The sequence below is a fragment of the Actinomyces sp. ZJ308 genome (genome assembly GCF_011752065.1).
Classification (GTDB): domain Bacteria; phylum Actinomycetota; class Actinomycetes; order Actinomycetales; family Actinomycetaceae; genus Actinomyces.
This window is the reverse complement of sequence record NZ_JAAIJY010000051.1, coordinates 1-9,123: the sequence shown is the minus strand read 5'-3', so window position 1 is coordinate 9,123 and position 9,123 is coordinate 1. Positions and strand designations below refer to the sequence as shown.

Sequence of the window (9,123 nt, the reverse complement as noted above, 5' to 3'; positions counted from 1 at the left end):
CACGCATCACCCAACGAATCCTGGCCCTGACAGCCGCCATCTGGCACAACAGCCTCACCAGCGCGCCTGTCCTACGCTCCCTGACCCCCTACGACCACTAACCCACCCCTTGGACTTACTCATCTAGGCTGAGGCGAGACAGTCGTCGGGCGTCGGAGGAGTACCTGAGCGCCTGCGGACTGTCCCACAGGATCAGCCGCCTGGGCCTCAAGTGAGTCCGCGACGCGCCGAGTACCTGACCCGGTCACCTCTGGGCTCCTCCTTTCGCAGCACCTAGGTCGTGTTGCGAAAGTACGGCGAGGCATCCGCGCGTTCGTAGGGTAGGTCGCGCGTTCGTACCCTTTACCCCTCGAACGCGAGACCTAAGGTACGACCGCGACGGGTCACATGGCTCACTGCGGCTCTGAGAGATCCCCGCGGGCCCAGTTTCGTAACACAACCTAGCGCCCTTCGGCCTCAGGACTCGAGGGCAGGTCGGGTGTCGTCAGCCAGGCATCCACCTCGGTCAGCCAGTCCCGCTTGGCGCTAGGCGAGGCCAGGGAGGTGCGGATCGAGGCTCGGGCCAGCTCGGCCAGCTCGGCGTCGTCGCAGCCCAGGGCCCGGGCGATCTCGTACTGGTCGACGAGCCGGGACTGGAAGAGCAGCGGGTCATCGGCGCTCAGGGCGATCTGCGCACCGTGGTTCATGAGCGTGCGCAGGGGGACGTCGTCGGCGCTGCGGTAGACGCCCAGGCTCACGTTGGAGGCCGGGCAGACCTCGAGGCTGATGCCGGCGGCGACGATCTCATCCAGCAGAGCGGGCTCCTCACCGGCGCGCACCCCGTGGCCCAGGCGCGTGGGGCCGAGTGTCGAGACGACCTCGCGCAGGTGGTCCGGTCCCAGGAGCTCGCCGCCGTGCGGCATGGAGGCGAGCCCGCCCCGGCGGGCGATGGCGAAGGCCTGCTCCCAGGAGGAGGTCCGCCCGGCGCGCTCGTCGTTGGACAGGCCGAAGCCGACCACCTCGCCCGGCTGGTCCCCGGCGTAGCGCACCGCCAGACGCGCGAGCGTGCGGGCGTCCAGCGGGTGGCGCATCCGGGACGCCGCCACGATGACGGCCACCTCCACGCCGGTCAGAGCCGTGGCCTGCTTGGCCGCGTCGAGAATGATCTCCAGGGCGGGGGTGATCCCGCCGACGAAGGGGGCGTAGCTGGTCGGGTCGACCTGGATCTCCAGGCGGCGCGAGCCCTCGGCGGCGTCGTCCAGGGCGGCCTCCAGGACGATGCGGCGCATGACCTCCTCGGTGCGCACCAGGGCCCGGGCGGTGTCGTAGGCGCGTTGGAAGCGGAACCAGCCTCGCCGGTCGGCGGGCACGCGCAGGGGGTCTCCGTCCAGGAAGCTGGAGGGCAGGCGCGTGCGTGAGGACGAGGCCAGCTCGATGAGGGTGTCCAGGCGCATCGACCCCGTGAAGTGCAGGTGCAGGTGCGCCTTGGGCAGTCTGGCGAGGTCGCGCATAGGAGAATTCTTCCACGCGCCTGCCCGTCTGCTCACTCGTGACGCCCCTGCGCGAGGCCGATGGCGCCCGTTATGTCACGATTGGCGACTTTTCAGGTCTGGCCGGGAGTCTGCGATGAGGGGGACGTGGCCGGGATGCGGCGGGGACCTGCGCAGATGCTCGCGACGATCCCGGTAGGTGGGTTCCAACCCGACTAAAAGTCTCCCGGAGTGACATCTGAGCGGATGCCGAGGCGGTCTGCAACCTGGGAGACGATCAAGACCGTCTCCCGATCCAGAACCTGGTCGCTGGTAAGTCGAAGAGGGGTGTGTCCCCGTGCGAGGGCGGCCTGGTCTCTCAGGTGATCTCGCCTCCAGTCAGCGGGGGAGGAGTGGTAGGCGTAGCCATCTGTTTCGACGAGCAGGGCTGGGGAGGCGGCCATGGTGAGGATATGGGTGCCTTCCGCTGGTCCTGGGACGATCGCATCCGGCCTTCGACTGAGAACCAGGTCCACCTCTCCGACCCCGTCAACGCTCACCGCTGCGACAGGACGGTATCCGGCTCGTTTCAGATCATGACGAGCGATCGTCTCCAGGAGAGAACGTGCCTCCGCCCGGGCCTGAGAGACAAGAGCCTGTAGAGGCTTGTTCCGAGGGCCTCGCAGTGCGGCCTCCAGCTGACTGCGGGTGGTGGCGCCGATGCGCAGTGCCGCATCAAGCGCGATGAGCGCGTCGAGCTCATCGGCGCACCGCATGTAGCAGATGAGGGCCTGCTCGAACTCGGCCACGGGTGGTCTGGAGCTCTCGGGGAGGAGAAGTCCTCTGACGCGGTGGACCACCGTGCGGCCGATGGCATCGGGAATCCGGCTGCGTTGCGCCGGGATGGCGACGTGCAGAGGGCCCGGAGGCTTCCTGAGCGGGATCCCGTAGTGCTTCATCGCGTGCTCGCAGGTCATGACGCCTCCCAGCCGACGGCAGGTAATGACATGGGCCTCGGCTGATGGCAGCGCCACCACGTGGTCGGGGTGGGATATCAGTGTCCTCTCGGACAGCATGCGTGCCACAGTTCTGCGCTCACTGCGCGTGAGATGCAGGGTGGAGAGCCGGGCTGCGCCGTGCTGCGCCACGAGTCGAGCGCGAATATCGTCCCGACGTTTTTCATCAAACATAGTTCAATGGTGCTTAACAGCATCAAAAATGAATAGCGGTGGATCGTTCCTGTGGATAACTGTGAGGCCCGCTGGAGGCCGATGGCGCCCGTTATGTCACGATTGGCGACTTTTCGGGTCTGGCCGGGAGTCTGCGATGAGGGGGACGTGGCCGGGATCCGGCCGGGATCTGCGCAGATGTTCGCGGCGATCCCGGTAGGTGGGTTCCGACCCGACCTAAAAGTCTCCCGGAGTGACAGATTCGCTGGTCGAACGCGGCCCCGGGCCCCTCAGCTCGCCTTCCTGCGGCCGTGTGAGGGTCGCCCGGCGCTTCCGCTGTTGCCGAACACGAGAGGTCGATTTAGCGGCGAACCATCAGGTGGGTGGGGCACACTAACTGTCATGAACCACTCGTCGGCGTCCCAGGAGCCCGAGGAGGTGGCCCTGCTGACGGGGCCGCGCGCCGCGTCCGTGCTCTCCGCCGCCCTCGCCCCGGCCGGCCAGCGCCTGGCCAGCTGGGAGGTCCACTCGGTCCACCACCGTCCTGGAGCGGGTGTGTCCGTGGGTTATACGGCGGTTGTCGTCGCCCCCAACGGCCGCTCCACCACCGAGTACCTGTGTGCCACAACGGCCCGCCTGTCCAACCCGCACGCCCCGGGTCTGACCCGGGTCGCCCCCACCGGCGGGGACGGTCCCGCGGTCCACGTATGGCGTCACCCGGCCGACCCCGAGCTGCCGGGACTGGTGGTGGCCTGCACGCCCTCGCTGCTCTCCGCCAGGATCGGCACCCAGGTCAAGGCCACCATGGTCGCCTACCGGCCCACGCGCCGAGCCGTTGTGCGCGCCACCTTCCCGGATGAGACCACCGCCTACGCCAAGGTGCTGCGTCCGAGCCAGGCTCCGTCCTTCGCCCAGCGGCACCGCCTGCTGACGGCCTCCGGCGTGCCTGCGCCCGAGGTCCTGCGCGAGGACCCCGATGGTCTCGTCCTGCTGTCCACCGGTCGAGGTGTGGCCCTGTCCGGTCTGCTGTCCCAGGGCATGAGCGTCTCGCGCAGCGAGCGCGTCTTCAACGGCCTCATCTCCCTGCTGGACGCTCTGCCGACCAGCGCCATGCAGCTGCCCGCGCATGCCGCCTGGTCCGAGCGAGCCCGCCACTACGCGCACGCAGCCGCCACGGTCCTGCCCGAGCACGCCGCCCGCGCCCGGGCCGTGGCCGAGGGGGTCGAGCAGCTCATGGCCGCCTCCGACGCCGGCCGACCGGCCCCGGTCCACGGCGACTTCTACGAGGCGAATGTCCTCATGGAGGGCGAGACCGTCACCAGCCTGCTCGACGTCGACTCCCTGGGTCCCGGCTACCGCGTTGACGACCTGGCCTGCCTGCTGGGGCACGTCAGCGTCCTGGACCACCTGGCGCCCGCCTCCTACCCGAAGCTGCGCCCGATTCTGGAGACCTGGACCCGCATGGCCGAGCAGCAGGTGGACCCGGTCTCATTGCGGGCTCGCTGCGCCGGCGTGGTCCTGTCCCTGGTGGCCGGCGCCCGCCGCGAGGACGGCGGCCCGTGGCGTCCCGACGCCGAGGGGCGCCTGGCTCGCGCCGAGACCTGGCTGGCGCAGGGGCGCGAGATCCAGGCCCGCCGCGGGGCCCACTGAGCCACGTCAAGCGTTCCCGCCGAGCCGGGCATTCTTCGCGGTGCCCCACAGAAATTCCGTCGGTCTCGGCGAAGAATGCCCGGCTCGGGAGAGTCGTCAGTCGACCTCGGCCAGGAGCTTCTGGATCCGGCCCACGCCCTCGGCCAGGTCGTCGTCGCCCAGTGCGTAGGACAGCCGCAGGAATCCGGAGGGTCCGAAGGCCTCGCCGGGAACGACGGCGACCTCGGCGTGCTCCAGGATGAGCGCCGCCAGCGTGGCCGAGCTGTCGATCTCGGTGCCGCGCAGCGTGCGCCCGACCAGCCCCTCGATGCTGGGGTAGGCGTAGAAGGCGCCGCGCGGAACGGGCACGGTCAGCCCCTCGATCTGCGAGAGCATCTTCACCATGGTGCGCCGGCGCCGGTCGAAGGCCGTGCGCATCTGCTCGACGGCGGCCAGGTCACCGCTGACGGCCGCCAGCGCCGCGCGCTGCGAGACGTTCGCGACGTTGGAGCTCAGGTGGGACTGGAAGTTGGTGGCCGCCTTGATGACGTCACTCGGCCCGATCATCCAGCCCACGCGCCATCCGGTCATGGCGTAGGTCTTGGCCACGCCGTTGAGGACGATCGTCTGCTCCGCCAGCTCGGGAACCAGCTTGACGACGTGCGCGGCCCGGGCGCCGTCGTAGAGGAGGTGCTCGTAGATCTCGTCGGTGATGACCCAGATGCCGTGCTCCAGGGCCCACTGGCCGATGGCGGTCAGCTCCTCGGGCGTGTAGACCGAGCCGGTGGGGTTCGACGGCGAGCACAGCAGCAGCGCCTTGGTGCGCTCCGTGCGGGCGGCCTCGAGCTGGTCGACGCTGACCTTGTAGTCCTGGTCGGCGCCGGCGAAGACCTCCACGGTGGTGCCCCCGGCCAGGGCGATGGCCTCGGGGTAGGTGGTCCAGTAGGGCGCGGGCAGCAGAACCTCGTCACCGGGGTCGACGAGCGCGGCGAAGGCCTGGAAGACGGCCTGCTTGCCGCCGTTGGTCACCAGGACGTCGTCGGGGGAGACCTCGTAGCCGGAGTCGCGCAGCGTCTTGGCGGCGATGGCCTCGCGCAGGACCGGCAGGCCCTTGGCGGGGGAGTACTTGTGGTTGGCCGGGTCCTTCGCGGCGGCGACGGCGGCCTCGACGATGTAGTCCGGTGTGGGGAAGTCGGGCTCTCCGGCGCCGAAGCCGATGACCGGGCGGCCGGCGGCCTTGAGGGCCTTGGCCTTGGCGTCGACGGCCAGGGTGGCGGACGGGGCGATGGCGGACAGTCGGGCGGAAACACGGTGTGTGGGTGCAGGTGTCACGCGACTATGGTCCCACGGTCCGTGAAACCTGCGCGTCGAAAACGCGCCCGCCCGGCGATTCGTCCGCATGTGACGCCGCGGGTCAGGCGTGGCGCACCCCACGGCCTGCGGTTACCGCAAATGTCTGCTCATGTGGCAGACTTGATCACCGCTGAAGGGCAGTGGCGCAATTGGTAGCGCACCGGTCTCCAAAACCGGCGGTTGTGGGTTCGAGTCCCGCCTGCCCTGCTGAGAACGGCGGATCTGTCGGGAGATCCCGTCGGTTTCGTCTTCTCCCCGCTGTGCGGGAACTGACCTGACCGTCGACCCTGAGGACCCAGATTCATGAGCGAGAGCGCACGCGCCGCGGCAGGCAAGCCGGACAGGAAGCGCGGCTTCTTCGGGCGCATCGCCCTGTTCATCCGCCAGGTCATTGACGAGCTGCGCAAGGTTGTCTGGCCCACCATGAACGAGCTGTGGACCTACTTCACAGTGGTCGTCGTCTTCATCCTCGCCATCATGGCCTTCACGGGGCTGCTGGACTTCGCCTTCAACCGGGCCGTCATGTGGCTCTTCGCCTGACCTTCCGGCTTCAGCGGCCGCGCCCTCAACGTGGGCGGTCGGGTCCGCCCCTGACTCCTTCTCTCACTGCCGCTGCCGCTCGCGCAGCCCGTCGCATCCGCTCGTCTCACGCCACTGGAAAGCAGGTACACCATGTCTGAGGACGTCTCCTCGCAGACCACCCCCGACGACGCCGAGGTTCTCGCCTCGCTCGTCGCCGACAGCGCTGACGGTGCAGCCGAGGTCGTTGAGACCGACGAGGTCGTCGAGGTGGCCGGAGCCAGGGCCGTCGACGACGCGGTGTCCGACGAGGTCGTCGAGACCGCCGAGCCGACTGAGCCGGCTGAAGCGGTCGAGGAGGCCCCCGTCGTCGACCCGCTGGCCGAGTTCCGCCGCCAGATGTCAGTGCTGCCGGGCCAGTGGTACGTCCTGCACACCTACTCCGGCTACGAGCGCCGCGTGGCCACCGACATCATGGCCCGCGCCGAGAACTTCGAGGTCGAGGACTACATCTTCGACGCCACCGTCCCCATGGAGACGGTCATCGAGATCAAGAACGGCAACAAGAAGAAGGAAGTCTCCCGGGTGCGCATCCCCGGCTACGTGTTCGTGCGCATGGACCTGGACGACCCGGAGACCTCCGACAAGGTATGGCGCACCATCAAGGACACCCCGGCCGTCACCGGCTTCGTGGGTGACCGCTACAACCCGGTGCCGCTGACCTTCGAGGAGGCCGTCGCCCAGCTCGGCCCCACGCCCGAGGAGATCGCCGCCAAGGAGGCCGAGGCCGCCGAGGCCACCGCCCCCGAGTCCGGGTCCGGCACCCAGATCGCCACCGGCGGCCAGGTCTTCGAGGTCGCCTTCGAGGTCGGCGAGTCCGTCATCGTCACCGACGGTCCCTTCGAGTCCCTGCCGGCGACGATCTCCGAGATCCACCCCGAGACCCAGAAGCTCCAGGTGCTCATCTCCCTGTTCGGCCGCGACACCCCTGCCGAGCTCTCCTTCACCCAGGTCGCCAAGATCTGATCCTGACGGCTCCCGTCATCCGCCGTGGCCCGACGACGCAGACCCTGCGTCGTCGGGTCGCTGGCCGTCCGGGCAACAGACCCGGTACCGCACGGGAGCCACGTATCACAGGTCGTTCTCCTGTGATACCGCGCACCGGACGCCCTGAGCAGCTCCGTGGAGGGCTACGATGAGCGCTCGTGCGTGCGCATGCACCCACGGCTGCACGGCAGGCGTGCAGCACATCCGGACAAGTAAGAAGGACCCATACCTATGGCCCCTAAGAAGAAGGTCGCCGGGCTGATCAAGCTCCAGATCCAGGCCGGCCAGGCCAACCCCGCACCGCCGATCGGCCCCGCCCTGGGTGCTCACGGCGTCAACATCATGGAGTTCTGCAAGGCGTACAACGCGGCGACCGAGTCGCAGCGCGGCAACGTCATCCCCGTGGAGATCACCGTCTACGAGGACCGCTCCTTCACCTTCATCACCAAGACCCCTCCGGCCGCCGAGCTCATCAAGAAGGCCGCGGGCATCCCCAAGGGCTCCGCCACCCCCCACACCGTGAAGGTGGCCTCCCTGACCCAGGCTCAGGTGCGTGAGATCGCCGAGTCCAAGATGCCCGACCTCAACGCCAACGACGTCGAGGCCGCCGCCAAGATCATCGCCGGCACCGCCCGCTCCATGGGCATCACCGTCGAGGCCTGAGGCACTCGCCGGATCACCGGCTCTCACAACTCAACCCCATACGAAACCGTGGAAGGGCCTCGCGCGGCCCGAACACCACGACTGCAAGGAGAAGCAGATGACCAAGCGCTCCAAGGCCTACCGCGCCGCGGCTGAGAAGATCCAGTCCGGAGTCCTCTACACCCCGGCCGAGGCCATTCACCTGGCCAAGTCCACCTCCGTCACCAAGTTCGACGCCACCGTGGACGTCGTCTTCCGCCTGGGCGTCGACCCCCGCAAGGCGGACCAGATGGTCCGCGGCACCGTGTCCCTGCCGCACGGTACCGGTAAGACCGCCCGCGTCGTCGTCTTCGCCCAGGGTGAGCGGGCCGAGCAGGCCCTCGCCGCCGGCGCGGACGAGGTCGGTGGCGACGAGCTCATCGAGAAGGTCGCAGGCGGCTACACGGACTTCGACGCCGCCGTGGCCACCCCCGACCTCATGGGCAAGGTCGGCCGCCTGGGCCGCGTCCTGGGCCCCCGTGGCCTCATGCCCAACCCCCGCACCGGCACCGTGACGATGGACGTGGCCAAGGCCGTCTCCGACATCAAGGGCGGCCGTATCGAGTTCCGCGTGGACCGCGCCTCGAACCTCCACTTCATCATCGGCAAGGTCTCCTTCTCCGAGGAGCAGCTGGAGAGCAACTTCCAGGCCGCCCTGGAGGAGGTCCTGCGCCTCAAGCCCTCGACCTCGAAGGGCCGCTACATCCTCAAGGCCACCATGACCACCACCATGGGCCCCGGCATCCCGCTGGACGTCACCAAGGCCTGAGGGCTTTCTCCTTCACGACGGCGTCGGCCGCCTCCTCATGTGGGAGGCGGCCGACGCCGTTCTGTACCCGTGCTCTACCCGGACCGCGTGGGGAGTGCCCGGGGCGTACCCCGGGGCCGCACGGGATATCCACGGGGGCACCTGCCCATGGCCCGCTGGGCGCCTTGCTCAGTACGGTGCAGACGTCGGTGGATCGGGAGCTGGGGGAGTGGAGAAGCCGACCGTCCTCGTCCTTGTCTCTCCCTCTCGCAAGGACGAGGACGGTCCTTCCTCTCAGAGCCCAGGTGCGTATCAGCTGTTCTTGACGGGAATGTCGGTGTGGGCTGCTGGGTGTTTTTCGGACACTGCTTGTTTGGTGTTTCAGGCTGCCTTGGTTAGGCTCAGGAATTCTTGCTCGACCTCGTTAGGTGTGCGGTATCCCAGGGCTGAGTGAAGGCGCACATGATTGTATCTCAGCTCGATCCACGAGGCAATATCGTTGATCGCCTTCTGTCTCGTGGGGTACACC

General features: G+C 68.6%; 9 protein-coding genes and 1 tRNA gene. 6 read left to right on the top strand and 4 right to left on the bottom strand.

Features of this window, described 5'->3' with window-relative positions; genetic code table 11:
- Window positions 1–440 precede the first annotated feature (440 nt).
- Both HCR68_RS13505 and HCR68_RS13500 read right to left on the bottom strand, forming a co-directional pair.
- Window positions 441–1,490 (bottom strand): adenosine deaminase, encoded by a 1,050-nt coding sequence (locus HCR68_RS13505; RefSeq protein ID WP_167150327.1) that lies wholly within the window; start codon window positions 1,488–1,490, stop codon window positions 441–443.
- Between the two features lie 194 nt (window positions 1,491–1,684).
- Window positions 1,685–2,524: a hypothetical protein gene (locus HCR68_RS13500; protein ID WP_243859143.1), complete on the bottom strand. Its 840-nt coding sequence runs from the start codon at window positions 2,522–2,524 to the stop codon at window positions 1,685–1,687.
- A 495-nt stretch (window positions 2,525–3,019) separates the two neighbouring features.
- Between HCR68_RS13500 and HCR68_RS13495 the strand changes: the two genes are divergently transcribed.
- Window positions 3,020–4,267 carry a phosphotransferase gene (locus tag HCR68_RS13495; RefSeq protein ID WP_167150323.1) on the top strand — a complete coding sequence of 416 codons (1,248 nt, stop codon included), beginning with the start codon at window positions 3,020–3,022 and terminating at the stop codon, window positions 4,265–4,267.
- 96 nt (window positions 4,268–4,363) lie between these two features.
- On the opposite strand, the gene HCR68_RS13490 is transcribed toward HCR68_RS13495, so the two are convergent.
- Window positions 4,364–5,578: a pyridoxal phosphate-dependent aminotransferase gene (locus HCR68_RS13490; RefSeq protein ID WP_167150321.1), complete on the bottom strand. Its 1,215-nt coding sequence runs from the start codon at window positions 5,576–5,578 to the stop codon at window positions 4,364–4,366.
- 155 nt (window positions 5,579–5,733) lie between these two features.
- Here HCR68_RS13490 and HCR68_RS13485 point away from each other — a divergent pair.
- From HCR68_RS13485 to rplA, 5 genes are all read left to right on the top strand, one after another.
- Window positions 5,734–5,806: transfer RNA gene (locus HCR68_RS13485), tRNA-Trp, on the top strand.
- A gap of 96 nt (window positions 5,807–5,902) precedes the next feature.
- The gene (gene secE / locus HCR68_RS13480; protein WP_167150319.1) at window positions 5,903–6,139 is read left to right on the top strand and encodes a preprotein translocase subunit SecE; all 237 of its coding nucleotides are present in this window, start codon (window positions 5,903–5,905) and stop codon (window positions 6,137–6,139) included.
- A 132-nt stretch (window positions 6,140–6,271) separates the two neighbouring features.
- Window positions 6,272–7,144, top strand: coding sequence for a transcription termination/antitermination protein NusG (gene nusG, locus HCR68_RS13475; protein ID WP_167150317.1), 873 nt, complete (start codon window positions 6,272–6,274; stop codon window positions 7,142–7,144).
- 252 nt (window positions 7,145–7,396) lie between these two features.
- Complete coding sequence (gene rplK, locus HCR68_RS13470) at window positions 7,397–7,828, top strand: 50S ribosomal protein L11 (protein WP_021605921.1); 432 nt, start codon at window positions 7,397–7,399, stop codon at window positions 7,826–7,828.
- A 97-nt stretch (window positions 7,829–7,925) separates the two neighbouring features.
- Window positions 7,926–8,615 carry a 50S ribosomal protein L1 gene (rplA, locus tag HCR68_RS13465; RefSeq protein ID WP_167150315.1) on the top strand — a complete coding sequence of 230 codons (690 nt, stop codon included), beginning with the start codon at window positions 7,926–7,928 and terminating at the stop codon, window positions 8,613–8,615.
- A gap of 360 nt (window positions 8,616–8,975) precedes the next feature.
- Here rplA and HCR68_RS13460 read toward each other — a convergent pair whose 3' ends face one another.
- Window positions 8,976–9,122: an integrase core domain-containing protein gene (locus tag HCR68_RS13460; protein ID WP_243859138.1), complete on the bottom strand. Its 147-nt coding sequence runs from the start codon at window positions 9,120–9,122 to the stop codon at window positions 8,976–8,978.
- Window position 9,123 lies beyond the last annotated feature (1 nt).

Excerpts from the sequence above, each read along its gene's own strand:
- HCR68_RS13505 (WP_167150327.1), bottom strand. The coding sequence starts at position 1,490 with ATGCGCGACCTCGCCAGACTGCCCAAGGCGCACCTGCACCTGCACTTC.
- HCR68_RS13500 (WP_243859143.1), bottom strand. The coding sequence starts at position 2,524 with ATGCTGTCCGAGAGGACACTGATATCCCACCCCGACCACGTGGTGGCG.
- HCR68_RS13495 (WP_167150323.1), top strand. The coding sequence starts at position 3,020 with ATGAACCACTCGTCGGCGTCCCAGGAGCCCGAGGAGGTGGCCCTGCTG.
- secE (WP_167150319.1), top strand. The coding sequence starts at position 5,903 with ATGAGCGAGAGCGCACGCGCCGCGGCAGGCAAGCCGGACAGGAAGCGC.
- nusG (WP_167150317.1), top strand. The coding sequence starts at position 6,272 with ATGTCTGAGGACGTCTCCTCGCAGACCACCCCCGACGACGCCGAGGTT.
- rplK (WP_021605921.1), top strand. The coding sequence starts at position 7,397 with ATGGCCCCTAAGAAGAAGGTCGCCGGGCTGATCAAGCTCCAGATCCAG.
- rplA (WP_167150315.1), top strand. The coding sequence starts at position 7,926 with ATGACCAAGCGCTCCAAGGCCTACCGCGCCGCGGCTGAGAAGATCCAG.